This is a genomic window from Streptomyces sudanensis (assembly GCF_023614315.1).
Lineage (GTDB): Bacteria > Actinomycetota > Actinomycetes > Streptomycetales > Streptomycetaceae > Streptomyces > Streptomyces sudanensis.
In genome coordinates, this window is the sequence record NZ_CP095474.1 from 1,021,804 (window position 1) to 1,048,265 (window position 26,462).

Annotated in this window: 19 protein-coding genes and 6 pseudogenes; 12 read left to right on the forward strand and 13 right to left on the reverse strand. The window is 75.8% G+C overall.

The annotated features are described in order from the left end of the window. Nucleotides 1-5 precede the first annotated feature (5 nt). Nucleotides 6-1,609 (reverse strand): cell division protein PerM (locus tag MW084_RS04580; RefSeq protein ID WP_275563483.1); only part of this gene is annotated, 1,604 nt, incomplete at its 3' end. 116 nt (nucleotides 1,610-1,725) lie between these two features. Here MW084_RS04580 and MW084_RS04585 point away from each other — a divergent pair. After that, nucleotides 1,726-2,676 (forward strand): RNA polymerase sigma factor, encoded by a 951-nt coding sequence (locus tag MW084_RS04585; RefSeq protein WP_158684323.1) that lies wholly within the window; start codon nucleotides 1,726-1,728, stop codon nucleotides 2,674-2,676. A gap of 90 nt (nucleotides 2,677-2,766) precedes the next feature. Here the strand turns inward: MW084_RS04585 and sucD are convergent, their stop codons facing one another. The 7 genes and pseudogenes from sucD to MW084_RS04620 all read right to left on the reverse strand — a co-directional run bounded on the left by sucD (nucleotide 2,767) and on the right by MW084_RS04620 (nucleotide 10,791). Then, entirely contained in the window at nucleotides 2,767-3,657 is an 891-nt protein-coding gene (gene sucD, locus MW084_RS04590; protein ID WP_010470781.1) for a succinate--CoA ligase subunit alpha, read from the reverse strand. A 24-nt stretch (nucleotides 3,658-3,681) separates the two neighbouring features. Next, nucleotides 3,682-4,860 carry an ADP-forming succinate--CoA ligase subunit beta gene (gene sucC / locus MW084_RS04595; protein ID WP_010470782.1) on the reverse strand — a complete coding sequence of 393 codons (1,179 nt, stop codon included), beginning with the start codon at nucleotides 4,858-4,860 and terminating at the stop codon, nucleotides 3,682-3,684. 646 nt (nucleotides 4,861-5,506) lie between these two features. After that, nucleotides 5,507-6,661: a VWA domain-containing protein gene (locus MW084_RS04600; protein ID WP_010470783.1), complete on the reverse strand. Its 1,155-nt coding sequence runs from the start codon at nucleotides 6,659-6,661 to the stop codon at nucleotides 5,507-5,509. After that, the coding region (locus tag MW084_RS04605) for a DUF5682 family protein (RefSeq protein ID WP_275563484.1) at nucleotides 6,658-6,981 on the reverse strand (324 nt) is incomplete at its 5' end. The genes MW084_RS04600 and MW084_RS04605, both read right to left, overlap by 4 nt. Before the next feature lie 7 nt (nucleotides 6,982-6,988). Beyond that, a pseudogene (locus MW084_RS04610) lies at nucleotides 6,989-9,082 on the reverse strand (DUF5682 family protein); the annotation flags it as partial. After that, nucleotides 9,040-10,200 (reverse strand): ATP-binding protein, encoded by a 1,161-nt coding sequence (locus MW084_RS04615; RefSeq protein ID WP_010470786.1) that lies wholly within the window; start codon nucleotides 10,198-10,200, stop codon nucleotides 9,040-9,042. The gene MW084_RS04615 and the pseudogene MW084_RS04610, both read right to left, overlap by 43 nt. A gap of 165 nt (nucleotides 10,201-10,365) precedes the next feature. Then, entirely contained in the window at nucleotides 10,366-10,791 is a 426-nt protein-coding gene (locus MW084_RS04620) for an MmpS family transport accessory protein (RefSeq protein ID WP_010470787.1), read from the reverse strand. A 124-nt stretch (nucleotides 10,792-10,915) separates the two neighbouring features. On the opposite strand from MW084_RS04620, the gene MW084_RS04625 reads away from it, so the two are divergent. The 5 genes and pseudogenes from MW084_RS04625 to MW084_RS04630 all read left to right on the forward strand — a co-directional run. Continuing rightward, on the forward strand, nucleotides 10,916-12,253 hold the full coding sequence (locus MW084_RS04625) for an SWIM zinc finger family protein (RefSeq protein ID WP_193789343.1): 1,338 nt from the start codon (nucleotides 10,916-10,918) through the stop codon (nucleotides 12,251-12,253). A gap of 17 nt (nucleotides 12,254-12,270) precedes the next feature. After that, nucleotides 12,271-12,408, forward strand: a 138-nt coding sequence (locus tag MW084_RS24695) for a hypothetical protein (RefSeq protein ID WP_476718376.1), incomplete at its 3' end; no start/stop codon positions are given. 22 nt (nucleotides 12,409-12,430) lie between these two features. Next, a pseudogene (locus MW084_RS24700) lies at nucleotides 12,431-12,564 on the forward strand (hypothetical protein); the annotation flags it as partial. A gap of 1 nt (nucleotide 12,565) precedes the next feature. Next, nucleotides 12,566-12,611: pseudogene (locus MW084_RS24705) on the forward strand (hypothetical protein); the annotation flags it as partial. 1 nt (nucleotide 12,612) lies between these two features. Beyond that, nucleotides 12,613-13,983, forward strand: a pseudogene (locus MW084_RS04630) (DUF5691 domain-containing protein); the annotation flags it as partial. 604 nt (nucleotides 13,984-14,587) lie between these two features. On the opposite strand, the gene MW084_RS04635 reads toward MW084_RS04630, so the two are convergent. Next, entirely contained in the window at nucleotides 14,588-15,001 is a 414-nt protein-coding gene (locus MW084_RS04635; protein ID WP_010470792.1) for a coenzyme B12-dependent isobutyryl CoA mutase small subunit, read from the reverse strand. Nucleotides 15,002-15,325: 324 nt separating this feature from the next. On the opposite strand from MW084_RS04635, the gene MW084_RS04640 reads away from it, so the two are divergent. The 3 genes and pseudogenes from MW084_RS04640 to MW084_RS04650 form a co-directional block, all read left to right on the forward strand. Further along, on the forward strand, nucleotides 15,326-16,129 hold the full coding sequence (locus MW084_RS04640) for an esterase/lipase family protein (protein WP_010470793.1): 804 nt from the start codon (nucleotides 15,326-15,328) through the stop codon (nucleotides 16,127-16,129). A 220-nt stretch (nucleotides 16,130-16,349) separates the two neighbouring features. Further along, nucleotides 16,350-17,084: pseudogene (locus MW084_RS04645) on the forward strand (M23 family peptidase); the annotation flags it as partial. Nucleotides 17,085-17,087: 3 nt separating this feature from the next. Then, nucleotides 17,088-17,849: pseudogene (locus tag MW084_RS04650) on the forward strand (M23 family metallopeptidase); the annotation flags it as partial. 168 nt (nucleotides 17,850-18,017) lie between these two features. Here the strand turns inward: MW084_RS04650 and pcrA are convergent. Beyond that, nucleotides 18,018-20,474, reverse strand: a complete 2,457-nt coding sequence (gene pcrA / locus MW084_RS04655; RefSeq protein ID WP_010470795.1) for a DNA helicase PcrA — start codon at nucleotides 20,472-20,474, stop codon at nucleotides 18,018-18,020. Between the two features lie 124 nt (nucleotides 20,475-20,598). After that, entirely contained in the window at nucleotides 20,599-20,952 is a 354-nt protein-coding gene (locus MW084_RS04660) for a hypothetical protein (protein ID WP_010470796.1), read from the reverse strand. A gap of 263 nt (nucleotides 20,953-21,215) precedes the next feature. Between MW084_RS04660 and MW084_RS04665 the strand changes: the two genes are divergently transcribed. After that, complete coding sequence (locus MW084_RS04665) at nucleotides 21,216-22,274, forward strand: C40 family peptidase (RefSeq protein WP_010470797.1); 1,059 nt, start codon at nucleotides 21,216-21,218, stop codon at nucleotides 22,272-22,274. Between the two features lie 388 nt (nucleotides 22,275-22,662). On the opposite strand, the gene MW084_RS04670 is transcribed toward MW084_RS04665, so the two are convergent. Together MW084_RS04670 and MW084_RS04675 are read right to left on the reverse strand one after the other, a co-directional pair. Next, the gene (locus tag MW084_RS04670; RefSeq protein ID WP_010470799.1) at nucleotides 22,663-23,361 is read right to left on the reverse strand and encodes a LuxR C-terminal-related transcriptional regulator; all 699 of its coding nucleotides are present in this window, start codon (nucleotides 23,359-23,361) and stop codon (nucleotides 22,663-22,665) included. Then, the gene (locus MW084_RS04675) at nucleotides 23,358-24,644 is read right to left on the reverse strand and encodes an ATP-binding protein (protein ID WP_010470800.1); all 1,287 of its coding nucleotides are present in this window, start codon (nucleotides 24,642-24,644) and stop codon (nucleotides 23,358-23,360) included. Before MW084_RS04675 ends, MW084_RS04670 begins: the two co-directional genes overlap by 4 nt. 194 nt (nucleotides 24,645-24,838) lie before the next feature. Here MW084_RS04675 and MW084_RS04680 point away from each other — a divergent pair, with 194 nt between their 5' ends. Continuing rightward, nucleotides 24,839-26,167 carry a PspC domain-containing protein gene (locus tag MW084_RS04680; protein ID WP_029553517.1) on the forward strand — a complete coding sequence of 443 codons (1,329 nt, stop codon included), beginning with the start codon at nucleotides 24,839-24,841 and terminating at the stop codon, nucleotides 26,165-26,167. After that, on the forward strand, nucleotides 26,154-26,417 hold the full coding sequence (locus MW084_RS04685; RefSeq protein WP_010470802.1) for a hypothetical protein: 264 nt from the start codon (nucleotides 26,154-26,156) through the stop codon (nucleotides 26,415-26,417). The genes MW084_RS04680 and MW084_RS04685 overlap by 14 nt, the downstream gene beginning before the upstream one ends. The last annotated feature ends 45 nt before the right edge of the window (nucleotides 26,418-26,462 follow it).

Below are 26,462 nucleotides of genomic sequence, written 5' to 3' on the forward strand. Positions count from 1 at the left end.
CCNNNTGCGGGGCCTGCGGGTCCTGCGGGTCCTGTGAGCCCTGCGGGTTCTGCGAGTCCTCCGGGGCTCCCGCGGCCTCCCGGCCCCCGGGGCCCCGTAGTCCTTGCCGTCCCGGCGAGCCCGGCAGGTCCCGTGGGTCCTGGCGGTCCCGTGGGTCCTGGCGGTCCTGCGGGACGCGGGCGTCCTGCGGGGCCCGGGCGCCCTGCGGGACCTGCGGATCCTGCGGGACGTACGAAACGCGACGGTCCTGCGGGACCTGCGGTGGCGGCGGCGGGGGCGCCGGGGTGTCCGGGCGGGCGCCCTGCCCGCGGGTGCGCCAGATCCGCAGCGCCAGGGCCGTCGGCACCGCGACCACCGCCGTCCACGCCAGGGCCGCCGCCCCGGTCCGCCACCACACCGGGCCGAAGGCCGCCAGCCTCCCCGACCCCAGCGGCCCGGACGCCGCCGCCGCCAGCGCCGCCGCCGCCGCGCCGCACAGCACCGCCGCGAGGGCCGCCGCTCCCGCCGTGCGGGCGGCGCTCCAGGTCTCGTCGCGGCGGGCCAGCGGGGGCGCGGCCTCCTCCGCCGTGCACCACCCGGCGACCAGCCCGGCCGCCAGCGGCACCGCCAGCGCCACCGCCGCCGTCCAGCCGCCCCGCGCGCCGTCCGGCACGGCGGCCAGCAGCGGGAAGTCCGGCAGCGCCGGTGTCCCCGTCACGCCCAGCGGCGCCACCACCGCCCCCGTGCCCAGCGCGAAACCGGGCCCCAGCCCGTACGCCGCGCCCCACACCGCCGCGTTCGGCAGCAGGGCCAGGGCCAGGGCCGCGACCGCCACCCGTCCGGCCCAGCCGGCCGAGAGGCCCGTCAGGGACCCGTACGCCGTGCTCCCGTGCCAGGCGAGCGACCCCGCCACCAGCAGCGCGCCCCCCGCGAGCAGCACCAGCACGGCCCCGCCCGCCGCCCGTGCCGCCGCCAGCGAGCGAGTGCGCGCCGGGGCCCGCCGCACCCACTCGGGCAGCCACTGCGGCAGCGGGCCGAGCGGACGCCCGCACGCGCTCCACGCCCCGGACGCCGCCGCCAGCACCACGACGGGCGGGAGGTGCCCGGCCGCGCTCGGCAGCCGGGCCTCCACGGGTCCGCCCAGGGCGTAGAGGACGGCCCCCGCGGCGAAGGCGGTGTACCCGGCGGACACCGCGTACACCGCCCCGGCGGGGGCCGGCCTCGGCCGCGTGCCACCCGGTTCCAGGGCGTCGCGGGCGGCCCGGTGGGCGAGCCACACCGGCAGCACCGCCGGCAGCAGGGGGACGACGCCGACCGGGGCCGGGACGCCGGAGAGCGTGTCGGGCCGTACGAGTTCCACGCCGTGCGCCAGGAGCCACAGGCCCGCCGCCGCGTGCAGGGCGCCGGCCGGGCCGCCGTCGGGGTACGGGGAGCCGATCCACGCGGCCATGACGAGGACGGTGAACGCGCCGAGGCCCAGTCCCGCCGCGGCCAGCCCGCGCGCGAAGGCCCGCGCCGCCGCCGTGGCGGGGCGGGCGCCGTACACGACGGGCGGCGGCTCGGCGGGGGTGATCGCCCCGGGTTCTCCGGAGGCGATGGGGGTGGCGGAGGCGGACACGGAAGCGGACACGGAATCATGCTGCCAACGACACACGCCGTAACCACGCAACAGGCGAACGCCCGCAGTGTCGCCCAATATACGTTTATGTACTTTTTTGTTACGCACCGTGTTCGCGGAGGCTGACGATGACGCAGGACACGATCGGCGGGACGCCGGTGACGGCCGCACCGGACCCGCCGCCCGAAGCGGTGGAGGCGCCCGAACGGGTGGGGGCACCCGGGCCGGCGGAGGCGCCCGAGGCGATGGAGGCGCCCGGGCCGGCGGCGGCCACACGGCCCGTGACGCCCGTCGAGGCGTTCGAGACGCTGTACGCGTGCGTCGCACCCGACCTGGTGCGCCAGGCGTACCTCCTGACCGGGCGGCGGCGAGCGGCGCGGGAGGCCGTCGAACGCGCCTTCCACCAGGCGTGGGACCACTGGCCCGAGGTCGCCGTCGACCGGGACCCGGCCGGCTGGGTGCGGGCCGCCGCGCACGGCCACGCCCTCTCCCCCTGGCACCGGCTGCGCCACCGGTTCCGGCTCCCCGACCCGCCGGCGGGCGGGCCCGTGGCGCGGGCGCTGCGCGACGCCCTGCTGGAGCTGCCGCCCCCGTACCGGCGCACGCTGCTGCTCCACGACGGGCTGGGCGTCGGCCTGCCGGAGGTGGCGGCCGAGACGGAGGCCAGCAGCCCGGCCACCGCGCACCGGCTGCTGCACGCCCGCGGGGCGGTCGCGGAGCGGGTGCCGCCCCTGGCGGACCCGGACGCGCTGCGCGAACACCTGGCGGAGCTGCTGCAGCAGGACGCGGCGGTCGCCCTGGCCCCGCCGGAGGCGGTGCGGGCGGGCGGCGAGCGGCGCGTGTGGCTGTGGACGCGGGCCACGGCGGCGCTGTCGGCGCTGATCGCGATGGCGACGGCGTTCACCCTGGCGACCGCCCCGACGCGGTACGAACCGCCGCCGGTGCCCGGCGCGGCGGTGACGGGCGTCCCCGCCCTGGGCGGCCCCGAGCGCTCGGAGCGGCAGGACGAGCGGCTCCGCCTGCACCTGGACCGGCAGCCGGTGACCGGTCCGGCCCGGCTGGTCCCCTCGGCACGCTAGGACCCGCCGCACGGAAGCGGGCCCGCCCCCCGGTACTCCCGGGGGACGGGCCCGTTTCCGATGTGCGCGGCCCGTGGCCGGGCGCGTGCCCTACGCGCGGGCGGCGAGGATCTCGCGGGCGAGCTTCGCCGTCTCGGTCGGCGTCTTGCCGACCTTGACGCCGGCGGCCTCCAGGGCCTCCTTCTTCGCCTGCGCCGTGCCGGACGAGCCCGACACGATGGCGCCGGCGTGGCCCATGGTCTTGCCCTCGGGCGCGGTGAAGCCGGCGACGTAGCCGACGACCGGCTTCGTCACGTTCGCCTTGATGAAGTCGGCCGCGCGCTCCTCCGCGTCGCCGCCGATCTCACCGATCATGACGATCAGCTCGGTCTCCGGGTCGGCCTCGAAGGCCTCCAGGGCGTCGATGTGGGTGGTGCCGATGACCGGGTCGCCACCGATGCCGACGCAGGAGGAGAAGCCGATGTCGCGCAGCTCGTACATCATCTGGTAGGTCAGCGTGCCGGACTTCGACACCAGACCGATCCGGCCCGGCTTGGTGATGTCGCCGGGGATGATGCCCGCGTTGGACTGGCCCGGCGTGATCAGACCGGGGCAGTTGGGGCCGATGATGCGGGTCTTGTTGCCCTTGGACTTCGCGTACGCCCAGAAGGCGGCGGAGTCGTGGACGGCGATGCCCTCGGTGATGACGACCGCGAGGGGGATCTCCGCGTCGATGGCCTCGACGACGGCGGCCTTGGCGAAGGCCGGCGGGACGAAGAGGACGGAGACGTCGGCGCCCGTCTTCTCCATCGCCTCGGCGACCGTGCCGAAGACCGGCACCTCGGTGCCGTCGAAGTCGACGGTCGTGCCGGCCTTGCGCGGGTTCACGCCGCCGACGATGTTGGTGCCGTCACCGAGCATGAGCTTGGTGTGCTTCATGCCCGTGGCGCCGGTCATGCCCTGGACGATGACCTTGCTGTCCTTGGTGAGGAAGATAGCCATGGTGTGTCTGTGACCTCGTCCCTTTTACTTCGCAGCCGCGAGCTCGGCGGCCTTGTCGGCCGCGCCGTCCATGGTGTCCACGCGCTGCACCAGCGGGTGGTTGGCGTCCGACAGGATCTTGCGACCCAGCTCCGCGTTGTTGCCGTCGAGGCGCACGACCAGCGGCTTGGTGACTTCCTCGCCCTTGGACTTGAGGAGCTCCAGGGCCTGGACGATGCCGTTGGCGACCTCGTCGCAGGCGGTGATGCCGCCGAAGACGTTGACGAACACGGACTTGACGTCCGGGTCGCCGAGGATGATCTCCAGGCCGTTCGCCATGACCTCGGCGGAGGCGCCGCCGCCGATGTCCAGGAAGTTGGCCGGCTTCACGCCGCCGTGCGCCTCACCGGCGTACGCGACGACGTCCAGGGTGGACATGACCAGGCCCGCGCCGTTGCCGATGATGCCGACCTCGCCGTCGAGCTTGACGTAGTTGAGGCCCTTCGCCTTGGCGGCGGCCTCGAGCGGGTTGGCGGCGGCCTTGTCCTCCAGCGCCTCGTGCTCGGGCTGGCGGAAGTCGGCGTTGGCGTCCAGGGAGACCTTGCCGTCGAGGGCCAGGATGTCGCCGGAGGCGACCTTGGCGAGCGGGTTGACCTCGACGAGGAGGGCGTCCTCCGCGACGAACGTCTTCCACAGGGTCACCAGGACCTCGGCGACCTTCTCGGCGACCTCGGCCGGGAACTTCGCCTGCGCGACGATCTCGCGGGCCTTCTCGATCGTGACGCCCTCGTTGGCGTCGACCGGGACCTTCGCGAGGGCCTCGGGCTTGGTGGCCGCGACCTCCTCGATGTCCATGCCGCCCTCGACGGACGCCATGGCCAGGAAGGTGCGGTTCGTGCGGTCGAGGAGGTACGAGACGTAGTACTCCTCGACGATCTCCGGGGCCGTCTCGGCGATCATGACCTTGTGGACCGTGTGGCCCTTGATGTCCATGCCGAGGATCTGCTGGGCCTTCTCGACCGCGTCCTGCGGGTCCGAGGCCAGCTTGACGCCGCCGGCCTTGCCGCGGCCGCCGACCTTGACCTGCGCCTTGACGACCGACTTGCCGCCCAGCCGCTCCGTCGCCTCGCGCGCCGCCTCAGGCGTGTCGATGACTTCACCGGCCAGCACCGGTACACCGTGCTTGGCGAAGAGGTCCCTCGCCTGGTACTCGAACAGGTCCACGCGCGTCCGTCCCTTTTCTGGTGATCGCGGTTCGTTGTCATGCGTGGGCGTGCCGCGCGCCCGGAGCACGGGCGGAGGGCAACGTGACTGCTCTGTCACAAGGGAGGCGTACACGGTGTCCGTGGACGCGGCATGTCCGCCTCGCAGGTTATCCCCGGAGGGGGTGCCACCCTAAATCGCAGATCACACCGGAACGGTGATACCCGTCACAGACGGGACCCCCGGACGGGCGGCCCCTCCGCCCCCGGAACCGGGCGGACGGGGGCCGGGCGCGGGNNGCTGTNGACNGNAACAGTTANACATATNTTTTTAAGAGACACGACCGTGCGCGGGCCGGACGGGGCGGGACGCGGGACGGGGACGCGGCCCGGGTGCAGGCCGGGTACAGGCCTGGTGCAGGCCGGGTGCAGGCCGGGCGCAGGCCCGCGCACGGTCCGTACGCGGCCGGGCACCGGCCGGCGGCACCGGGCGCCGCCCTCCCTGCCACCCGGTACCGCCGCCCGGTACCGCCACTCGGTACCGCCGTGGAGGCACCCGTCCGGGCGGGCCGGGGTCCGCGCGGNNGGCCGTCGGGGCGGGCGCGGTCGGGGCGGGCGCCCGCCCGGTGGTACGGAGGGCGGTCCGGGCGGTGGCGGCCCAGGGCCGGTCAGACCGGCTCGGGAACCGGTATCGGGCGCTTCTCCAGGGCCGCCGCCATCACCTCGGGGAAGAGGTCCGGGGTACACGCGAACGCCGGCGCCCCCAGCGCCGCCAGGGCGGCGGCGTGCTCCCGGTCGTACGCGGGGGCCCCCTCGTCGGACAGGGCGAGCAGCGTCACGAACTGCACCCCGGCGGCCTTCATCGCCGCGACGCGCTTCAGCATCTCGTCGCGGATGCCCCCCTCGTAGAGGTCGCTGATCAGCACCACGACCGTGTCGGCGGGCCGGGTGATCCGCGACTGGCAGTAGGCGAGCGCCCGGTTGATGTCCGTGCCGCCGCCCAGCCGCGTGCCGAACAGCACGTCCACCGGGTCGCCGAGCCGGTCGGTCAGGTCGACGACGGACGTGTCGAAGACGACGAGCCGGGTCGCGATCGACCGCATCGACGCCAGCACCGCGCCGAACACCGACGCGTACACAACGGACGCCGCCATCGACCCGGACTGGTCGATGCAGAGCACGACCTCCTTCCTGACGGCCTGCGCGGCCCGTCCGTAGCCGATCAGGCGCTCGGGGACGACCGTGCGGTACTCGGGGAGGTAGTTGCCCAGGTTGGCGCGGATGGTGCGGTTCCAGTCGATGTCCCGGTGCCGGGGCCGGCTGATGCGGGCACTGCGGTCGAGGGCCCCGGTGAGGGTGGCCCGGGTGCGGGTGGCGAGGCGCTTCTCCAGGTCGTCGACGACCTTGCGGACGACGGCCCGCGCCGTCTCCCGCGTCGTCTCGGGCAGGGCCCTGCCGAGGGAGAGCAGTGTGCCGACGAGGTGGACGTCCGCCTCGACGGCCTCCAGCATCTCCGGTTCCGCCAGCAGGGTGGACAGGCCCAGCCGGTCGATCGCGTCGCGCTGCATGACCCGCACGACGGAGGTGGGGAAGTACGTGCGGATGTCACCGAGCCAGCGCGCCACGGACGGCGCCGACCCGCCGAGCCCCGCCGACCGCTCCCGGCGCCCCCGCCGATCCGCCTCACCGCTCCCGCCGTACAGGGCGCTCAGCGCGCCGTCCACGGCGGCGTCGGTGCCGGTCGGCGTGTGGCCCGTGCCGTCCGCCGCTCCCCCGCCGAGCACCATGCGCCAGCGCCGCAGCCGCTCGTCGTCGCCGTTCACCGGCCCACCCCCGCAAGCTCGTCGTCGTTCGGCCGCCGGTGGTCCAGCAGCAGGTCCAGCAGGGGCAGCACCCCGTCGGCGCGGTCCTCGTCGAGGCCGGGGCCGAAGCCCGGCGCGCCCGCCCCGGCGAGCGCCGCGCCCCCGCCTCCCGCGGGTCCGCGCCGGAGGAGTTCGCCGAGCGTGCGGCGCACCCCCGGCTCGTACGCGGAGAACGTGCGGCGCAGCAGCGGCAGCACGCCCGTGAACGCCTCGGCGGGCACGGCCGTCAGCCACGCGTCGACCAGGGCGAGCAGTCTCCCGTCGTGGACGAGGAGCATGCCNCCCNGNGCCGCCCCCGCCCGCCCCTCCGAGGAACCCCTCGATCCAGGCGGCGGCCTCGGCGGGCGCCGTGCCGGGTGACAGCGCGAGGCCCATCAGGCGGGCGGCCTCCTCCTCGGGGAGCAGCCCGTCGTCGAGGAGGAGCCGGGCGGCGCGGCCGCGCAGGGCGCCGGGGACCGTGTCGCGCCGGGCGAGGCGCTCCAGGACGGCCGTCCACCGCGCGGTGACCTCGTCGGCGTCCGGGAGGAGCCGTACCGCCGTGTGGACGGCGTCGACATGGCCGCGCATCTCGGCGGCGCCGTCCGCGTCCAGCCCCGTGCAGGCCGGCGGCAGGCCGACGCAGATCCGCAGGGCGAGGCCGGTGGCGACCTCCGCGAGCGCGGCGGTGTCCGTGGCCCGCACGTCCCCGTAGCGGAGGGTGCGGGCGAGGGCGGGCAGGGCCCGGGCGAGGTGGCCGACGTCGGCGTCGAGCGCGGCGCGGTCGGCGAGGGCCTTCACGACCGGGGGCAGCGCTTCGGGCAGGTCGGCGAGGAGGCACCGCTCGGCGAGGGCCGTGATCTCCGCGAGGACCGTGGAGGCGGCGGCCTCGGCCCCGGCCTTGGCGGTGGCGGCGGACAGGACCGTGGTGCCCCACACGCCGGCCTCCGCCACCCGCACGTGGAGTTCGGGCTCCCAGCGCAGCCGCCAGGTCTCCCGGAACGTGCCCGTGCCGACGGCCCGCTCGGGCACCCCCCAGTCGATCCCCAGGAGGCGCAGCCGGTGCAGGAGGCGGCTGCGGGCCGCGTCGGTGTCCTTGCGCAGGTCGAGGGCGAGTTCCCGGTCGGCCGCCTCCGGTCTGAGGCGCAGGGCGCGCCGGAGCCGGTCGAGGTCGCGCTGGAGCGGTACGGCGGGCGCCCCGTCGGGCACCTCGCCCAGGGCGTCGCCGACGACGAGCCGGTCGTGGATCAGGGCGAGCGGCACGTCGGAGCCGTCGCACATCACCGCCCGGACGGCGTCGGTCGTCTCGGTGAGCCCGGCCAGCGGGCGCCCGCGCATCGCGGCGAGCGTCCCGGCGAGCCGCACGGCCTCGATGACGTGGGCAGACGACACCGGGTGGTCCTCGTCGCGGAGGAGTCCGGCGACCTTCGTCATCCACCGCTCGACCGGCCGGTCGGGCGCGGCGAACAGGTGGCCGTACCAGCCGGGCGAACCGATCCCGGCGCCGTACCCGGAGCGGCGGGCGAGCCTGCGGTGCGTCCACGGCACCCAGGTCGTCTCGGTCCTGACCCTGGGGAGGCCCTTGAGGAGGGCCCGGTCGGCGGTGACGGGGTGCTTCCCGGCGAGCGCCGGGACGTGCCAGGCGCCGCAGACGACGGCGACGGCGTCGTCGCCGTGCTCCCGGCGGGCGGCCCGCAGCCGGAGCCGCATGTACGCCTCGCGGAGGGAGTCGCGGGTGCCGCCGTGCCCGTACGTCTCGCGCAGCGCCGTCATCGCCTCCGCGACGGCGGCGAACGGGGCCAGTGGGTCGCCCGCGTCCGCCGCGCGGTGCTCGACGACGTCCTCCCACCAGCGTTCCGGGTCGTCGTACCCGGCGGTCGCGGCCAGTACGGCGAGGGGGTCGGCCCGCAGTCCGCGGCGCCGCCCGCCGGCGGACGGCCCGCCCGGGCCGCCGGGGGCGTCGTCGTCGGGGGCGTCGTCGCCGGGGGCGTCGTCGCCGGGGGCGTCGTCCTCGTCCTCCTCGTCGTCCCACGTGGGGTCGCCCATCATGGCGAGGGTGTGGGCGGCGGGCAGGTCGACGAAGTGGAGGGCGGCGCCGTGGTCGAGCGCCCAGCGGACGGCGACCCACTCGGGCGAGAAGGCGGCGAGCGGCCAGAACGCGGCCCGCCCGGGGTCGTCGACGGCGTGCGCCAGCAGGGCGACCGGCGGGCGCATCCGTTCGTCGGCGGCGAGCGGCAGCAGGGCGTCGGCCTCCGGCGGGCCCTCGATCAGCACGGCCCGGGGGCGGGCCGCGTCGAGGGCGGCACGGACCGCGCGGGCCGAACCGGGCCCGTGGTGGCGCACTCCGAGCAGCAGGGGTCCGGTCACACCGACACCTCCCGGCAGGCGCGGTAGAAGTCCTTCCAGCCGTCCCGCTCGCGCACGACGGTCTCCAGGTACTCCTGCCAGACGACGCGGTCGGCGGCCGGGTCGCGGACGACGGCGCCGAGGATGCCGGCGGCCACGTCGGCGGGGCGCAGCACGCCGTCCCCGAAGTGGGCGGCCAGGGCCAGCCCGTTGGTGACGACGGAGATCGCCTCGGCGGTGGAGAGCGTGCCGGAGGGCGACTTGAGCTTGGTGCGGCCGTCCGCGGTGACGCCGCCGCGCAGTTCGCGGAAGACGGTGACGACGCGGCGGATCTCGTCGATGCCCTCGGGCGCGCCGGGCAGGTCGAGGGAGCGGCCGATCTGGTCGACGCGGCGGGAGACGATGTCGACCTCGGCCTCCGGCGTCCCGGGCAGGGGCAGGACGACCGTGTTGAAGCGGCGGCGCAGGGCGCTCGACAGGTCGTTGACGCCGCGGTCGCGATCGTTGGCCGTGGCGATCAGGTTGAAGCCGCGTACGGCCTGGACCTCCTGGCCCAGTTCGGGGATGGGCAGCGTCTTCTCGGACAGGATCGTGATGAGCGTGTCCTGCACGTCGGCGGGGATGCGGGTCAGCTCCTCCACCCGGGCCGTCATGCCCTCGGCCATGGCGCGCATGACCGGGCTGGGCACGAGGGCGTCGCGGCTGGGGCCGTGGGCGAGGAGCCGCGCGTAGTTCCACCCGTACCGGATGGCCTCCTCGGGCGTCCCCGCCGTGCCCTGGACGAGGAGCGTCGAGTCGCCGCTGACGGCCGCCGCGAGGTGCTCGGAGACCCAGGTCTTGGCCGTGCCGGGGACGCCGAGCAGGAGCAGCGCCCGGTCGGTGGCGAGGGTGGTGACGGCGACCTCGACGATCCGCCGGGGGCCGACGTACTTCGGGGTGATCACCGTGCCGTCCGGCAGCGTGCCGCCCAGCAGGTACGTGGCGACCGCCCACGGCGAGAGCCGCCAGCGCTCGGGCCGGGGCCGGTCGTCGGCCGCGGCGAGCGCCTCCAACTCGTGTGCGAACGCGTCCTCGGCGTGCGGACGCAGCGCCCGGGCGCCGCTCCCGGAGCCGGTCTCGGAGCCGGTCTCGGGGCCGGTCCCGGCGCGGACGTCCTCGGTGGTCGCGGGCATGGTCATGGAATCCCCCTCCAGATCGTTCAGTCGTTCGACCGGGTCTGGAGTCCACCGTGCACCACGCCACTGACAATCACCGGCCCCGTCCGGTGCGGGAGGGGCGAGGGCGCTGCGGCGGGGTCCGCCGCGCGGCCGGGTGCCGGCCGCGCGACGGACCCGCCCGGGGGGCTACTTGTCGGCGATCGGGGAGACCGCGACGCAGCTGAGGGCGGTGGCCTTGCCGCCTCCGGACGCCTCCTTCAGCACCTTGCCCTCGTGGATGATCTTGCAGGTGGCCTTGACGTCCTGGACGCCGGCGGCGACCGGCGTGACGACCGGCGCCTCGATGCCCTTCAGCGTCACCGTCTTGCTCCAGGGCAGGGTCGGCTTGTCGACGGTCACCAGCTTCGGGTTCATCGCGTCGCCCTCGCCGCCGTTGTAGGTGATCGAGTCGATGTTGGAGCCGGTCACCTCGTACGTCACCTCGTACGTCGTGTTGAGCGCGCTGTCGACGCGCTCGGCGGCCTCGTCGGGGTTCAGCGCGCAGGCGCCCAGCCCGAACGTCATGGAAGCGGCGGCCAGGACGGTGGCGGCGGATCGGATCGTGCGGTTCATGTGTCCCCCCGGAAATCGGATTCTGAGAACCCAACAGTACGGGTGCGCCGCGACGGTGCCCAACGCGGGAGCCGTCGCCGCAGGTCGGCGCCGGTTGTCAGTGGCGGGTCCTACGGTCGGGGCCATGACTGAGCAGGGGGTGCGCTGGACGGCCGAACAGGTGCTGGCTCTGGCGCCTGACGCCGCCTCGCGCAAGGCGGGGAGCAAGCTGGGCACCGCCGGGCCGTGGTCCGGCGCGGGGTGCGCGGACACCGGTGCGGTGTGGGGGCTGTGCGAGGGCAGCGGCAGTAAGCCGTACCGGACGGCCGTCGACCTCACGGGCCCGGCGTACACGTGCAGTTGCCCGAGCCGGAAGTTCCCGTGCAAGCACGCGCTGGGGCTGCTGCTGCTCTGGGCGTCGGACGCGGCCGCCGTGCCGGCGGGCGCGGAGGCGCCCGACTGGGCGGGGAAGTGGCTGGAGGACCGGGGCGCGCGGGCGGAGGCGCGGAAGCGGAAGGACGACGCCGGGCCCGCCGACGAGGAGGCCGCCCGGCGCCGGGCGGCGGCCCGGGCGGCCCGTGTCACGGCCGGTGTCGAGGAGTTGGAGCGGCGGCTCGCCGACCTGGTGCGCGGCGGTCTGGCCGCCGCCGAGCAGGCCGGGTACGGGCTGTGGGAGGAGACCGCGCGCCGCATGGTGGACGCCCAGGCGCCGGGCCTGGCGGCGCGGGCCCGGGAGTTGGGCGCGATACCGGCGTCGGGCCCCGGCTGGCCCGCGCGGCTGCTGGAGGAGAGCGCGCTGACGCACCTGCTGGACCGGGCGTGGCTGGGCGTCGACCGGCTGCCGGAGCCGCTGGCCGCGACGGTCCGCGCCCGGGTCGGCCTGCCCGTCCCGGCGAAGGGGCCCGTGATGCGCGACCGCTGGCTGGTCCTCGCCCAGTACGACACGTCGGACGGCAGGTTGACGACGCGCCGCATATGGCTGCACGGGCGGGAGACGGGGCACACGGCGCTGCTGCTGTCGTTCGGGGCGGCCGGCCGGGTGCCGGAACTGGCGCTCGCGGTGGGCGTCGTCGTCGACGCGGAGCTCGTCCGGCACCGCGGGGCCGGGCAGTTGCGGGCGGAGCTGGGCGAGCGGTTCGGCACCCCCGTGCCGGGGGACGTGCCGCCGCCGGGCGGGACGGTGGGCGACGCGCTCACGGCGTACGGGCTGGCGCTGCGGGACGATCCGTGGCTGGACTCCTGGCCGGTGACGCTGCGCGACGTGGTGCCCGTGCCCGCGGTGGAGGGCTGGCAGCTGGCCGACGCGGACGGCGGGGCCGCACTGCCCGTCACCGGCTCGGTTCCGGCCCGGCCGGGGCTGTGGCGGCTGGCGGCCCTGTCCGGCGGGGCGCCGGTCACGGTGTTCGGCGAGTGCGGCCACCGCGGATTCACACCGCTGGCCGCCTGGTCCCCGGACGCGCCGGGCACGGTCCCGCTCACCTGACGGCTGGAGGAGAAGACATGACCGCCACCTGGGAAGACCTCGTCACCTCGGCCCTTCTGGGCACGGACCGCCGCCCGCCGCCGCTCCCGCCCCGCACACCGCCGCCCGGACGAGCGGCCGCGGGCGGAGCCGGGGGCCGCGGCGCCGGGGAGNNGNCGGCCGGGGGGTCCGGAGGCNCCCGTAGCGGGGGCCGGGAGGGAAGCGGGGGCTCCGGGTACGGGACCGCCGTGGACGCGCCGGTCGCCCTGCTGGACGCGGCCGCCGTGCAGACCGTGCGGCGGCGGGCCGGACTCGTCCCCGCGGCCGCCGCGNCCCTGCCGGGGCCCGCGCCGGGTGACGGGCGCCCGCCGCTGCCCGANGCCGCCGCGCGCCGGCTGGCGCAGCTGCTCGCCGGCCGGCCGTCGGCGGTCGGCGGTGGCCGCCGGGGCACCGCGCCCGACCTGACCGAATTGCTGCCGCAGTGGCTGGCCGCCGCCCACGCGTACGGCTACCGTGCCCCCGCGGCCGCCCTGCCCGCGCTGCTCGACGCCGCCCGCGCCCGTACCGACCTGCGACCGCAGGCGCTGGCGTTCGGCGGGCCGCGCGCCCGGTGGCTGGCCGCGTTCAACCCGGACTGGAGGTTCGCACTGCGCGGTGCGTCCGGCGGGGCGGCGCTGCCCGCCCCCGACGACGCCGGGGACGTGCGGCGGCTCTGGGAGGAGGGCCTGTTCGCCGAGCGGGTCGCCCTGCTGGAGGCCGTACGGGCGCACGATCCGGCGGCGGGAGTGGACCTGCTGGCGTCGACGTGGGCGGCGGAGCGCGCCGAGGACCGGCTGATGTTCCTGGACTCGTTGCGGGCGGACCTGTCGGCGGCCGACGAGGAGTTCCTGGAGGCGGCCCTGTCGGACCGCAGCCGCAACGTCCGGTCCACGGCCGCGGAGCTGCTGTCCGCGCTGCCCGGGTCGGCGTTCGCCGCGCGGATGGCCGCGCGGGCCGCGTCGTGCGTCGGACCGGACCGCACCGGGCGGCGGGCGGCGATCGCGGTGGAGGCGCCGCACGAGTGCGACGCGGGGATGCAGCGCGACGGTGTCGTACCGCAGCCGCCCTCCGGCCGGGGCCGGCGGTCCTGGTGGCTCGGCCAGCTGGTGGAGGCCGCCCCGCTCGGGCTGTGGCGGGAGCGGTTCGGCGGGCGGACCCCCGCCGAGATCGTGGCACTGCCGGTGGCCGACGGCTGGGGCGACGAACTGCACGCCGCGTGGTGCACGGCGGCGGTGCGGCAGCGGGACGCCGAGTGGGCGCGGGCGCTGCTCGGCTCCCCGTCGACGTCGCCCGCGGCGGGGCCGGGGGTGTCTTCCTCGGCGGCGCTGCTGTCGACGCTGCCGCACGGGGAGCGGGCGGAGTGGGTCGCGGCGTTCATCTCGGCGCACGGCCTGTCGGAGGCGTTCCAGCTGCTCGGGGTGTGCGCGGTGCCGTGGTCCGGGACGCTGGGACGGGCCGTGGTGGACGCGCTGGACATCGCGCGGGAGGCCGGGAGCTATCCGTGGAGCTTCAGCGGGGTGATGGGACTGGCCGAGCGGTGCCTCGACCCTCGCGAGGCGGACCGGCTGGAGGCGCTGACGGCGGTGCCCGACGAGGGCGAGGACGCGGCGCCGGGGGCGGGCGGGTACTGGGCGGAGGCGTTCCAGCGACTGGTCGCCACCCTGCGACTCCGCGCGGCGATGCACGCGGAACTGGCGCCTCCGGGGACCTGAGCGACCTCCGGCTTCCCTCCCGGGAGGCCGGCCGGGAGGAACGGGCGCCCCGCCGCCCCCGGGGCCGGCGTCCCGGAGAGCGGGCGGCCGGGGGGACGAGCCTCCGGGGGCGGCCCGCTCCACACGAGGCGCGGACGCCAGGGGGCGGCCCGGGCCGTGCGGCGGACGGGCCGAAGGGACGGGGTCCGGCCGAAGGACGGCCCGGCCGGAAGGACCGCCCGGCCGAGCGTACCGACGGTCCCGGGGGCGCCGCCCCGCGGAGGAACCGGCCCGGCGAACGCCGGAGAACACGGCCCCGCACGGAGGAGGGCCCGCACGAAAGAGGGCCCGCTCGGCCGCAGGAAGCGGCCCGGAGCGCGGCCCGGTCCGGGCGGAGGGGGCCCGCTCGGCCGGCCCGACGGCCCGGCCCGGAAGACGGACGGCCGGAGACCCGGCCCGGTCGGGCCGGCGAACGGCCAGGACCGCGCGCCGGCCGACGCGACGCGGCGCTCACGGTGCGGCGCTCACGAGGGGGCGCCCCCGGGCTCAGGCCCCGAGGGGCGAACGGCCGAGCCCGCGCGCCGGCCGACGCGACGCGGCGCTCACAATGAGGCGCCCCCGGGGTTCAGGCCTCGGTCGGCTGGCGGACGTGGGCGTTGACCCAGTCGACGATGGACGCCGTCGTCGCACCGGGCGTGAAGATCGCCGCGACGCCCTTCTCCTTCAGCGGCGGGATGTCGGCCTCGGGGATGATGCCGCCGCCGAAGACCTTGATGTCCTCCGCGTCGCGCTCCTTGAGCAGCTCCAGCACGCGCGCGAACAGCGTGTTGTGCGCGCCGGACAGGATCGACAGCCCGATCGCGTCGGCGTCCTCCTGGATCGCGGTGTCCACGATCTGCTCCGGCGTCTGGTGCAGGCCGGTGTAGATGACCTCCATACCGGCGTCGCGCAGCGCCCGCGCGATCACCTTCGCACCGCGATCGTGGCCGTCGAGACCCGGCTTGGCCACCACCACGCGGATCGGACCGGTCACACCCATCACTGCCTCCACATGCGTCCCCCGTACCTGTGTGCCGGGGAGGTGAACGAACGTTATCGCCAGCATCCCGCAACCGGTCGTTTCGCGGTCAAGAGCGAGGGGGAAATCACACGTGGGACATGTTCACCGCGTGTCGTACCCGTACCGAGTGGGTCGCGGGCCGACCGGGGCGGACGCGCCCCGGAGCCGTGACGAGGCCGTCGTACTTCCGCGCCGTCAGCCGCGCGGCGCGAGAGTACGGCGCATCCCCACCCTCGGCCGCGGCGCCTGAGGGCATACGGGGAGGCAGCCGCCCTCCGTGTGCCGCCCACCAGGAGGTCGGCCATGCGGGAACCACCACCGTTCGTCACCGCGACCGTTCTCCGCGCCGACGCCCTGAGGTCGGCCGTCGTGGAGGCGGCCGTCCTCGCCGGGCACCTGCTGCTCTACCCCACGGGCCTGGCCCCGGCGGCCCTGCGCCCCGGCAGGTGCCCCGCCACCGCGCCGCACGGCACCCGGCCGCCCGTCGTCCTGCTGCACGGGCTCTCCGACAACTGCTCCGTCTTCGTCCCGCTGCACCGCGCCCTCGCCCGGGACGGCACCCGGCACGTCCGGGCGGTCAACCACTCGCCGCTCACCTGCGACCTGCGCACCGCCGCACACCGGCTCACCGACCACGTCGACGAGCTCCGCGCCCGCACCGGCCACGACGAGGTCGACCTGGTCGGGCACAGTCTGGGCGGGCTGGTCGCCCGGTACTACGTGCAGCGGCTCGGCGGCGCCTCCCACGTCCGCACGGTCGTCACCCTCGGCACGCCCCACGAGGGCACCTCCGCCGCCCCGCTCGCCGGGGTGCACCCGCTCGTCCGCCAGATGCGCCCCGACTCCCCCGTTCTGCGCGAGCTGGCCGCCCCGGCGCCCGGCTGCCGCACCCGCTTCATCAGCTTCTGGAGCGAACTGGACCTCTGGATGTCCCCCGTCGAGACGGCCCGCCTCGACCACCCCGACCTGGACACGGTGAACGTCCGGGTCGGCGGCGTCGGCCATCTCACGCTCCCGGTGCACCCCTCGGTGACGGCCAGGGTCGTCGCGGAACTCGACCGCGAGGCACCCGCTTCCGGAACCACGGGATCCGAGAACGTGGCGTGAAAACGCCACCACATGTCGAACGGATTTCGAACGTACGGCCAAGGGTCGGTGTGCGCTCCGCCGAAAGGCGACCGAATGCCCGTTTCCACGAGCGGTAAACCCCACCGAAGATTGTCGGTTGCGCAGGCCGCCGGGTACAGTCGCGCCCACTGCTTCCCCTCCGGGTCCCCGCCAGGGACCGCCCGGAACCGGTTCTGCTGCCGAGGCGAGAGAGAAGTTGGTGAACGACCAGCACCCCCACGCCGGCTACGTCGGAGACGACGCGTACGCCACGGGCAGTTTCACGACCGGCGAGAGCGGTTTCGACGGCGGCGGTCACCAGGTTCCCGCGTACGGCCTCGGTTCCCATGACGCCGGCGCCTACCAGACGGTTGCGCCCTCCTACGGAGACGTCCCCGGCGGCTACGGCACCGGGCACGACGGCCGGTACGACACCACCGGGTGGCCCGACGCCTACACCGCGTACACCGACCGGACCGGCCAGTGGGACGGGGCCTCCTGGTCCCAGGCGCAGGACGACCGGCAGTACGCGGCGACGGCGCCCACCTACGAGGCGACCGGCCAGTGGTACGTGCCGGAGACCGGGCCCTACGGCGCCGGACCCTACGACGCCGACCCCTCCGGCACCGGGACGTACGGCACCGTCCCCCATGACCCGGCGGCGTGGAACTACGCGCCCGAAGAGGCCGCTCCCGCCGGGGCGTTCATCCCCGGGCAGTACGCCCCGCCGGCCGACGGCGACCTCTTCGGGGCCGGCCCCGAGGCGGTTTGCGGCTACGAGGCCGAGCCCGACGGCGAACCGCAGGCCGAAGCCTTCCCCTCCGGGCCGGAGGACCTCGCCGACGGCCTTCCCGACGATCCCGCCGACGAGGACCTCGTCGACGGCGGTCCGTCGACGGAGCCGCTGGAGGCGCTCGACGAGGCCGTCGCCGTCGCCTCCGTGCCCGGCCCCCGCNNNGCCCGCCGCTCCGGCGGCGGCCGCAGCAGGCGGCGCACCCCGGCCCGGCGTTCCGCGCTGCTCACCGTGGCCGTGCCGTCGGCGTGCGTGATGGGGGTCGCCGGCATCGCCGCCGCGTCCGTCAGCGGGCTCACCGGTGCCGAGCAGGACGAAGGCACGGCGGTGACCGCCGCCGACCCGGCCGCGGTGAAGCCGGCCGTCGTCAACAGCGCGCTCGACACCCAGCTCGCCGCACTCGACGCCGAGGCCCTCGACTTCGGCGACCGGGCCAGCCGCACGCAGGAGCGCATCGACCTCAAGGCCCGCCAGGAGGCGGAGCGCAAGAAGCGCGAGGAGGAGGCGAAGCGCCGCGAGGCCATGCGCCCCAAGTTCGCGCTGCCGGTGCAACTGCGCCAGCTGAGCGCCGGCTACGGCCAGGCGGGCGTCAACTGGATGTCCCTCCACACCGGCATCGACTTCCCCGTCCAGTACGGCACGCCCGTGATGGCGGCGACGGACGGCACCGTGCGCACCCAGTGGAACAGCGCGTACGGGAACATGGTCATCGTCACCGCCCAGGACGGCACCGAGACCTGGTACTGCCACCTGAGCAGCGCCAAGATCCGCTCCGGCTTCGTCAAGGCGGGCGACGTCATCGCGTACTCCGGCAACTCCGGCAACTCCACCGGTCCGCACCTGCACTTCGAGGTGCGGCCGGGCGGCGGCACCGCGATCGACCCGGAGGCGTGGCTCCGCCAGCACGGCCTCGACCCGACCGGCTGACCGGACGCCCGCCGGACCGGTCCGGCGGCCGGCCCCCCGGTCCGTCTTGACGGTCCTCCCCCGCGTCCGGCGGCCGGCCCGCCAGCCGGTCCGCCGTCTGATCGACGACCGTCCCCGCCGCCGGTGAGCCGGACGGTCGTCCGCCCGGCTCCGCGTCGTCCCGGGTCCCTAGAGCTTCTCGACCGGCGCGTACCGCAGCAGCAGCCGCTTGGGCTTCCCGTCGCCGAAGTCGACGGTCGCCTGGGCGTCGCCGCCCGACCCGGTCAGCGCCGTCACCGTGCCGAGGCCGAACTGGTCGTGCGTGACCCGGTCGCCCACGGCCAGCGCGATCACCGGCTTGTCCGCGGTGCGCCGCGTCGCGAAGCCGGAAGGGCCCGAGCGGGACCGGGACACCGCCCCGGCCACGCCCGGCACCGGGCTCGACGGGGCGGCCGGGGCGGCGGAGGTCCGGCCCGTGCGCCTCCACTCCACGTGCTGCGGGGGGATCTCCTCCAGGAACCGCGACGGCGGGTTGTAGGCGGGCTGGCCCCAGGCGCTGCGCATCGACGAACGGGTCAGGTAGAGGCGCTCCCGGGCACGCGTGATGCCCACGTAGGCGAGGCGGCGCTCCTCCTCCAGCTCCTTGGTCTGGCCGAGGGCCCGCATGTGCGGGAAGACCCCGTCCTCCAGCCCCGTCAGGAACACCACCGGGAACTCCAGCCCCTTGGCGGTGTGCAGTGTCATCAGTGTGATGACGCCGTCGCCGTCCTCGTCGCCGTCGGGGATCTGGTCGGAGTCCGCGACGAGGGCGACCTGCTCCAGGAACTCGGCGAGCGTGCCCGTCCCCTCGTCCTCCCCGCGCCCCTGCTCGAACTCCATGGCCACGGCCGCGAGTTCCTGCAGGTTCTCGATCCGCGTCTCGTCCTGGGGGTCCGTCGACGCCTGGAGTTCCGCGAGGTACCCGGTGCGCTCCAGGACCGCCTCCAGCACGACGGCCGGACCGGCGCCCGACTCGACGACCGTGCGCAGGTCCTCCATCAGCGTGTTGAACCGCTTCACCGCGTTCGTCGAGCGTGCCGCCATGCCGTACGCCTCGTCGACGCGCTTCAACGCCTGCGGGAAGGTGATCCTCTCGCGCAGGGCGAGTGCCTCGATCATGGCTTCGGCACGCTCGCCGATGCCGCGCTTGGGCACGTTGAGGATGCGGCGCAGGGGGACGGCGTCCTCCGGGTTGGCCAGGACGCGCAGGTACGCGAGGACGTCGCGGACCTCCTTGCGCTCGTAGAAGCGGACGCCGCCGACGACCTTGTAGGGAAGGCCGACGCGGATGAAGACCTCCTCGAAGACGCGGGACTGGGCGTTGGTCCGGTAGAAGACGGCGACGTCGCCCGCCCTGGCCTCGCCCGCGTCGGTGAGGCGGTCGATCTCGTCGGCGACGAACTGCGCCTCGTCGTGTTCCGTGTCCGCCACGTAGCCGGTGATGCGGGCGCCCGCGCCGGCGTTCGTCCAGAGGTTCTTGGGGCGGCGGCTCTCGTTGCGCTCGATCACCGCGTTGGCGGCGGAGAGGATGGTCTGCGTGGAGCGGTAGTTCTGCTCCAGCAGGATCGTCGTCGCGTCCGGGTAGTCCTCCTCGAACTGGAGGATGTTGCGGATGGTGGCGCCGCGGAAGGCGTAGATCGACTGGTCGGCGTCGCCGACGACGCACAGCTCGGCCGGCGGGTGCTCCACCGCGCCGGAGGGGCCGACCAGTTCGCGCACGAGGGTGTACTGGGCGTGGTTCGTGTCCTGGTACTCGTCGACGAGGACGTGGCGGAAGCGGCGGCGGTAGTGCTCGGCGACGTCCGGGAACGCCTGGAGCAGGTGGACCGTCGTCATGATGATGTCGTCGAAGTCCAGGGCGTTGGCCTCGCGGAGCCGCGCCTGGTACATGCGGTACGCCTCGGCGAGGGTCTTCTCGAAGCCGTCCACGGCCTGGTCGGCGAAGGCCTCCTCGTCGACGAGCTCGTTCTTGAGGTTGGAGATCTTGGCGCTGAAGGACTTCGGCGGGTACCGCTTCGGGTCGAGGTCCAGGTCGCGGCAGACCAGGGCCATGAGGCGCTTGGAGTCGGCGGCGTCGTAGATCGAGAAGGACGAGGTGAAGCCGAGCCTCTTGGACTCGCGGCGCAGGATGCGGACGCACGCGCTGTGGAAGGTCATCACCCACATCGCGTGGGCGCGCGGGCCGACGAGCTGCTCGACGCGCTCGCGCATCTCGCCGGCGGCCTTGTTGGTGAAGGTGATGGCCAGTATCTGCCCGGGGTGGACGTCCCGGGCGGCGAGGAGGTGGGCGATGCGGTGCGTGAGGACGCGGGTCTTCCCGGAGCCCGCGCCGGCGACGATGAGCAGCGGCGATCCCGTGTGGACGACGGCGGCGCGCTGCTGTTCGTTCAGCCCCTCCAGCAGTGCCTTCGGGGCGACGACCGGGCGCGGGGAGCCGTCCCGGTAGTACGGGTCGCGGGCCGGGAGCACGTCGAACTTCCCCTCGAAGAGGTCGTGCGGGACCTCCTCCTCGGCCGGGGGGGCCTCGGAGTCCTCGGGCGGCGGGGGCTCCTCCGCGGGCTGGTCGCGGAGGTCCGCCAGGAAGCTGTCGTCAAAAAGGCTGCTCATCGCCTACCGAGTCTAGGCGGCCCCGCCGACAGTCCGGAGCCGGAACCGGGCTCCCCGCCCGCGGCGGTACGGCGGCGTCCGTGCGGGGAGGGGACGCGCGGGGCGGGCGGGGCGGTGCGGCCGGTCAGATCCAGAGGGTGGCGATGAAGACGTTCGCCGTGGTCAGGGCGCCGACCGCCGCGAAGGGGCCCTTGCCGGCGCGCTCGTCGTCCCGCTTCACGTAGACCAGGCCCAGGACGGCCACCAGTAGCGCCAGCTTGACGCCGATCTTGACGTGGTCGACGGCGGAGCCCTGGGCCTCGTTGAGCCCGACCAGGACCATGCCGGTCACGAGCATGGTCAGGGCGCCGTGCAGCATTCCCGGCACCATGCGGGCGGTACCCGCGCCCATCGCCTTCACCTGGGTCAGGAAGCCTCCGAGGAGGGCGGCGATGCCGATGACGTGCAGGGCGACGAAGACGTTGATGAGGACGTTCATGGGGCGGAGCCTAGTCCCGCCCCTACCACCGGCCTTCGGCCAGGTCCACCTCCTTCGCCACAACGGTCACGGCAGATACGGAATGCACGCTTCCGACCGCTGCGGTCCGACCGGAACCGCACCGGAACCTCCAGCCGCGGTCAATACCGGTCGCCGCGTCGCGCCGGCCGGGCCCCGCACCTACCGTCCTCCCCCAAGCGGGCCGGCCCTTCCCGGCACAGCCCCGCGGCACGGCACGGCATCGAAGGGAAGTGAGCGCCCCCGTGGCAGCGCATCGGAAACCCAGGCAACGCGCGTTCGGCGGACGGGCCGGCCGCAGGGCCGCCACCCTGGCCCTGGCCGGAGCCGCGACCGCCACCGCCGTCGAGGGCCCCGCGCACGCCGAGCCGCGCCCCACCGCCGCCCAGGTCAAGGCCCGGGTCGACCGGCTCCACCGCGAGGCGGAGGCCGCGGTGGAGGAGTACAACGGCGCCAAGGAGAAGGCCGACGCGGCACGGGACCGGCTCGACGCCCTCCGCGACGAGGCCGCCCGGCGCACCGAGCACCTCAACGCCGCCCGCAACGCACTGGGCGCCGCCGCCGCGGCACAGTACCGGGCCGGCGGCCTGGGGCCCGTCTTCCGGCTGGTGCTCTCCTCCGACCCCGACCGGTACCTGCGGGGCGCCGCCCTCGCCGAGCGGGTCGCCGACCGGCAGGCCGACGCGGTGGCGTCCCTGCGCGGCCGGATCGCCGGGCTCGAACGGCTGCGGAAGGAGGGAGAGGGGTGCGCCCGCGAGTTGCGGGCCCACCAGGCGGAACTGGAGCGGCGGAAGACCGCCGTGCAGAACCGGCTCACCGCCGCCCGCGGGCTCCTGGCCCGCCTCACCGCCGCCGAACGCGCCGCGTACGAGGCCGCCGTGGGCGCGGGGGCCCCCGGCCGCACCGGCGACGGCGCCCGCACGGCACCGGCGGCCGGCGGGGTCCGGGCGCCGAACCCGCGTGCCGCGCGGGCCGTCTCGTACGCGTACGGGGCGATCGGCAAGCCGTACCTGTGGGGTGCGACCGGCCCGTCCGGGTACGACTGCTCGGGGCTGGTGCAGGCGGCGTGGCGGGCGGCCGGAGTGGCGCTGCCCCGGACGACGTACTCGCAGATCGACGCCGGGCAGCGGGTCCCGCGCTCCCAGCTCGCCCCGGGTGACCTGGTCTTCTTCTATCCGGGGATCAGCCATGTCGGGATCTACGTCGGCGGCGGGAGGATGATCCACGCGCCGCGCGCGGGCTCGACGGTACGGGTCGCGCCGATCGACGAGATGCCCTGGGCGGGTGCCGTCCGCGTCGGCTGACCCGCCGCCCACCGCGGCCCACCGGTCGCGCAGCCCTGTCCGCTCCCCCGGTCGCGCAGCCCTGTCCGCTCCCCCGGTCGCCCCGCCGGCGGGGGAACACCGCCGGACCCTCCCTCGCCCGCACCGACGCGCGGTGCCCACCGGGGACACGGTGTGCCGGAGCGTGTCGGGGTGCGGGCGGGCACCCGGGAGTACCGGGGGTGTTCCGCGGGTGCCGCGGGCTCGCGTGGCGCGCCCCGGAGCGCTGGAATGCGCCGGGGCGTCGGAGTGCGCCGGGGTATCGGGAGAGCCCGGAGGTGCCGAAGGGCCGCTGCGGCACCTTCGGGACGGTGGTTCGGCGGGGCGGGCGCCGGCGGGACGGCCGGTACGTCGGCGCCCGTCCCGCCGGTCACACCAGCCGGCGGGCCGTCGCCCAGCGGGTCAGCTCGTGCCGGTTGGAGAGCTGGAGCTTGCGCAGCACCGCGGAGACGTGCGACTCGACCGTCTTCACCGAGATGAACAACTGCTTCGCGATCTCCTTGTACGCGTAACCGCGCGCGATGAGCCGCAGCACCTCCCGCTCGCGCTGGGTGAGCCGGTCCAGGTCCTCGTCGACGGGCGGCGCGTCCGTCGACGCGAAGGCGTCCAGCACGAAACCGGCCAGGCGCGGCGAGAAGACCGCGTCGCCCTCCTGCACGCGGAAGATCGAATCGATCAGATCCGCACCGGTGATGGTCTTGGTGACGTATCCGCGTGCTCCGCCCCGGATGACGCCGATGACGTCCTCCGCCGCGTCCGACACGGACAGCGCGAGGAACCGCACGGGGTTCTCCGCGGCCGCCGCCAGCGGGGCGCAGCGCCGCAGCACCTCCACCCCGCCGCCGCCCGGCAGGTGCACGTCGAGGAGGACCACCTCGGGGCGGGTGGCGCCGATGACGGTGACCGCCTGCTCCACGTCGGCGGCCTCGCCGACCACCTCCACCCCGGTCTGCTCCGTGCGCCCGATCTCGGCCTGCACCCCGGTGCGGAACATCCGGTGGTCGTCGACGAGCACCACCCGCACCCGGCGCTCCGCCGTCCCCTCGGTCGCCTGTCCGGTCGTCGTCATCCGTCCGCCTCCTCCGCCCTGTCCATCTCCAGCTCGACCTCCGTGCCCTCGCCCGGCGCGGACCGCACGCGTGCGGTGCCGCCGTTGCGCCGCATCCGGCCGACGATCGACTCCCGTACGCCCATCCGGTCCGCGGGGACGGAGTCGGGGTCGAAGCCGGGCCCCCGGTCCCGTACGGACACGAAGACCGTACGGCCCTCGACCTCCGCGTAGACCTGCACGGGGCCGCCCCCGCCACCGTACTTGGCGGCGTTGACCATCGCCTCGCGCGCGGCCTGCATCTGCGCGGCCAGCCGCTCGTCGAGCGGGCAGTCACCGACGACCACGACCTCCAGGGGCACCCCGTGCTTGTCCTCGACCTCGGCGGCGGCCCTGCGGACGGCGTCGGCGAGCGTCTCCGGCTCCTCCGCCTCGTCCCTGCCGGTCCCCTCGGGCCGGTACAGCCAGTTCCGCAACTCCCGCTCCTGGGCCCGGGCGAGGCGGCGCACCTCGGCGGCGTCCCCGGCGCTGCGCTGTATCAGCGTCAGGGTGTGCAGCACCGAGTCGTGGACGTGCGCGGCGACCTCGGCGCGCTCCTGGGCCCGGATGCGCATGGTGCGCTCCTCGGTCAGGTCCTGCGACATCCGCACGAGCCAGGGCCCGGCGAGCAGCGCCATGCCGGCCAGTACCGCTATCGCCGCCGTCAGCGCCGTGCCCAGCTGCGCGGCCGATCCGCGCACCACCAGGAAGACCGTGAGGCCCATGCCGACGAGCGACACGCCGGCCAGGCCGCGGACCAGCTGGAACAGCCGCCTGCGGTGGCCCGACTCGGTCCACCGGGCGCGGCGCGCGTTGTCCGCCTGCCGCCACACCAGCACGACGCCGACGCCGACCAGGAGGGCCGGCCACACGTACCGGTTCGCCTCGCCCCCCAGGTCGACCGTACCGACGAACACGGTCGCGCCGACCAGCAGCGCGACCAGTGCGACGACCTGTCCCCGGTCGGGCTTGCGCAAGCGGCGCCGGCCGTCGGGCGTCGCCTCGAACAGGGTGCGCGGCCCGCCGGAGCGGCCGCCCACCCCGAGCGGCACGGCGATCCAGAACGCCGCGTACAGCAGGACGCCGAGCGGGCCGTCCGCGAGGAGCAGGCCGAGGAACGCGAGCCGCACCCACACCACCGGCACTCCCAGGTGACCGGCCAGTCCGCGCGCGACACCACCGAGCATCCGCCCGTCGGCGCTGCGGTAGAGCCTGCGCACGGGCGGATCGTCGGTCGTCTCGGGCATCTGGGCGGTGACGGACATGGAGCGATCGTCACACGTCACGTCCGCCGGGACATCAGGGTCGGCCCTGAACCGGACCCTGAGAACGGGTCCGGTCGCGCCCGGGGCGCCCCTGACGGTCCTGCGGCCCCTGGGGGCGCGGGAGGCGGAATATCAGGGACCGGCCAGGGTCGTGGCGGGTGCCGTCTCGGGTGGCGGCCGGTCACCATGGTCGTATGACAAGCGCGACGCCCACCCCGTCGGAGGCGCCCGGAGCCCCGCCGCGCCCACCGCTGCGCCGCACACCGCGGCAGAAGGCGGTGGCCGGGGTGTGCGGGGGCCTGGGACGGTACTTCGACCTCGACCCGGTGGTGTTCCGGGTCGTGACGGGAGTGCTCGCCGCGGCCGGCGGCACCGGCCTGATCTTCTACGGCCTCGCCTGGTTGTGCGTCACCGCGGACGGCGAGGACGAGAACGAGGCGCGGCGGCTGCTGACCGGCCGAGTCGAGGGCGCGTCCCTCATCGCCGTCCTGACGGCGATGGTCGGCTGCGGGCTGTTCCTGTCGATGGTGGGCGGCAACGGCGGGACGATCGGCTTCGCGCTCCTGCTGGTCTGCGCGGTCGGCGGCGCGGCCGTCTGGTCCCGGCGCCGCCGGCTCGCCGGCGGCGGGGAGTCGGCCGCCGCGCCGCACCCGGCGGGCCCCGACGCCCCGCCGGAGACGAAGGCGCCGCCCCTGATGGTGGCCCCGTCGTGGTGGCGCGATCCGATCGTCAAGGACGGCTCGACCGGCCCCGTGCCGGTCGGCTACCTGTGGGGACCGGCCGACGGCCCGCACGCCGGCCTGCGGGAGGACCCGCACCGGGCCTGGGGTGCGCTCCCGGACGCGCCGCGGCGGGCGGTGGCCGCACCGCGCGAACCCCGCTCCGTCGGCGGGCTCGTCCTGCTCCTCGCCGCGGCGGCCGGGTACGCGGGCACCGCGGCCACCTGGGACGGGCCACTCGGCGTGAGCCTCCAGTTCGGGCTCGGAGCCGCGCTCGCCGTGTTCGCCTCGGGCCTGATCATCAGTTCGTTCCTGGGCCGTACCGGCTTCGGCACGCTCCTCATGACGGTCGTGACGGCGCTGCTGCTGGCGGGTGCCTCGGCGGTGCCCCCGCAGATCGGCACGGCGTGGACGCGCGCCCAGTGGGCCCCCGCGTCGCTCGCGGACCTGCGGCCCCGCTACACCCTCGGCACGGGGGTCGGGGCACTCGACCTCTCCGCGCTGGAGGTGCCGCGCGGCCGGACGGTGGAGGTGGCCGCCGAGGCGGGGGCGGGGCGCCTGGCCGTCACCGTGCCCGCCGGCGTGACCGTGCGGGTCCGCGCCCGGGCGGGCGTGGGGGAGATACGGCTGCCCGGCCCGGCAGCCGACCGGCCGGCGCAGCCGCCCGGCGGCCCGGGGGTGGCGGCGGACCGGGACGTCACCCGTACCGTCCCCCCGCCCCCGGGCGTCGCTCCGGGCGGCACCCTGGAGCTGGACCTGCGGATCGCCGTCGGCCGGGTGGAGGTGGCCCGTGCTGCGTCATGAGTTCCACCCCGGCCGGCTGGTCGCCGGCGTGACGGGGCTCGGTGTCGCCGCCGTGTACGGGGGCGACGCGGCGGGCTCCTGGCAGGTCCCCTGGTACGCGGGGCTCCCCCTCCTGGCCTGCGGCCTGGTGCTGGCGGCGGTGGCGTCCCGGATCGGCTACCGGGTACGGCGGCGGCGCGCCGAGAGGACCACGGAACCGGAAGGCACGTCCGCCCCGTCCGGTACGAACGGCGGTCACGCCGCCGGGTAGGGGACCCGGCGCGGACGAGCTGTCCCACCGGCCCCCGCCCTTAGA

What these genes read in the sequence shown, in the direction of transcription:
- MW084_RS04585 (WP_158684323.1), top strand. Translation starts at nt 1,726, where the DNA reads ATGACGCAGGACACGATCGGCGGGACGCCGGTGACGGCCGCACCGGAC.
- sucD (WP_010470781.1), bottom strand. Translation starts at nt 3,657, where the DNA reads ATGGCTATCTTCCTCACCAAGGACAGCAAGGTCATCGTCCAGGGCATG.
- MW084_RS04615 (WP_010470786.1), bottom strand. Translation starts at nt 10,200, where the DNA reads ATGACCATGCCCGCGACCACCGAGGACGTCCGCGCCGGGACCGGCCCC.
- MW084_RS04620 (WP_010470787.1), bottom strand. Translation starts at nt 10,791, where the DNA reads ATGAACCGCACGATCCGATCCGCCGCCACCGTCCTGGCCGCCGCTTCC.
- MW084_RS04625 (WP_193789343.1), top strand. Translation starts at nt 10,916, where the DNA reads ATGACTGAGCAGGGGGTGCGCTGGACGGCCGAACAGGTGCTGGCTCTG.
- MW084_RS04635 (WP_010470792.1), bottom strand. Translation starts at nt 15,001, where the DNA reads ATGGGTGTGACCGGTCCGATCCGCGTGGTGGTGGCCAAGCCGGGTCTC.
- MW084_RS04640 (WP_010470793.1), top strand. Translation starts at nt 15,326, where the DNA reads ATGCGGGAACCACCACCGTTCGTCACCGCGACCGTTCTCCGCGCCGAC.
- pcrA (WP_010470795.1), bottom strand. Translation starts at nt 20,474, where the DNA reads ATGAGCAGCCTTTTTGACGACAGCTTCCTGGCGGACCTCCGCGACCAG.
- MW084_RS04660 (WP_010470796.1), bottom strand. Translation starts at nt 20,952, where the DNA reads ATGAACGTCCTCATCAACGTCTTCGTCGCCCTGCACGTCATCGGCATC.
- MW084_RS04670 (WP_010470799.1), bottom strand. Translation starts at nt 23,361, where the DNA reads ATGACGACGACCGGACAGGCGACCGAGGGGACGGCGGAGCGCCGGGTG.
- MW084_RS04675 (WP_010470800.1), bottom strand. Translation starts at nt 24,644, where the DNA reads ATGTCCGTCACCGCCCAGATGCCCGAGACGACCGACGATCCGCCCGTG.
- MW084_RS04680 (WP_029553517.1), top strand. Translation starts at nt 24,839, where the DNA reads ATGACAAGCGCGACGCCCACCCCGTCGGAGGCGCCCGGAGCCCCGCCG.